Source organism: Eggerthella sp. 1_3_56FAA (genome assembly GCF_000185625.1).
In the GTDB taxonomy this organism is placed as follows: domain Bacteria; phylum Actinomycetota; class Coriobacteriia; order Coriobacteriales; family Eggerthellaceae; genus Eggerthella; species Eggerthella lenta.
Genome location: NZ_GL622590.1, coordinates 1 through 1,371 on the forward strand (window position 1 = coordinate 1; position 1,371 = coordinate 1,371).

Here is a 1,371-nt window from a genome sequence, read left to right on the forward strand (position 1 = left end):
AAGCGCAGCAAGGGCGAGCCCGTCTGCATCGACGACGAGATCCCGTTCGATATCCCTGAAGGCTGGGAGTGGGCAAGGCTTGGCAATATTGTTTATCAACGTGCGCAGCTTAAGCCAACCTCCGCATTCAGCTATATCGATATTGGATCCATTGACAACGCCCACCAGCGTTTGAGCTCTAAGGAAACTTTGATTGAAGCCGATAAAGCACCTTCGAGGGCACGCAAGCCTGTCAAGTTGGGTGATGTTCTCTATTCAACGGTACGACCCTACTTGCATAACATGTGCATCGTTGACCGCAAATTCTCGCTACCGCCAATCGCAAGCACGGGTTTTGCGGCGATGGTTTGCCTCGATGGTATATCGAATGGGTATTTGCTCAACTATTTGATGTCCCCAGATTTTGATACGTACGCTAATCGCACCGACAATTCAAAAGGTGTCGCATATCCCGCCATTAACGATAAACACCTTTATGCCGCTCTCGTTCCCGTGCCGCCCCTCGCCGAGCAGCGCCGCATCGCCGAGCGCGTCTCCGAGCTGATGCCGCTCGTTGGGGAGCACGGCAAGCTGGAGGACGAGCGCGAAGCGTTGGACGCTTCGCTGCCCGAGCGCCTGCGCAAATCCGTGCTGCAGATGGCCGTCGAGGGCAAGCTCGTGCCACAAGATCCGTCGGAAGAGCCCGCATCCGTGCTGCTCGATCGCATCCGCGAGGAACGCGCCCATCTTATCAAGGAGAAGAAGATCAAGGCCCCCAAGGGCGGTGAGTCGGTAATCTACCTCGGTTCCGATGGCAGGCGCTATGAGAAGCGCGTGGATGCGAAGGGCCGCGAGAGCGAGCCGATTTGCATCGACGGCGAGATCCCGTTCGAGATCCCTGAAGGCTGGGAGTGGGCAAGGCTGGAGGGCATTACCACCTACATACAGCGCGGCAAATCGCCAAAGTACTCACTCGAAAAAAAATATCCCGTTGTCGCTCAGAAATGCAATCAATGGTCAGGGTTCTCGCTGGAGAGGGCGAAGTTCGTCGACCCGAACAGCGTTGCATCGTATGCCGAGGAGAGGCTGCTCGTTGACGGCGACCTGCTCTGGAACTCGACGGGGCTGGGCACCCTTGGCCGCATGGCCGTCTACGATTCGAACCAAAACCCTTACGGGTGGGCGGTTGCCGACAGCCACGTTACGGTCATCAGGACCGTGCCCGACTGGTTGCGCTACGAATATGCGTTCCTCTACTTTGCGGGCCCGTCGGTCCAATCCGTTATCGAGGATCAGGCGAGCGGTTCAACGAAGCAGAAGGAGCTTGCGCAAGAGACGGTGAAGAGGTACCTGATCCCCGTGCCGCCCCTCGCCGAGCAGCGCCGCATCGCC

General features: G+C 57.8%; 1 protein-coding gene. It reads left to right on the plus strand.

Annotation, left to right across the window (positions count from 1 at the left end):
• On the plus strand, nt 1-1,371 hold a 1,371-nt coding region (locus HMPREF1023_RS14900), incomplete at both ends, for a restriction endonuclease subunit S (RefSeq protein WP_009307299.1).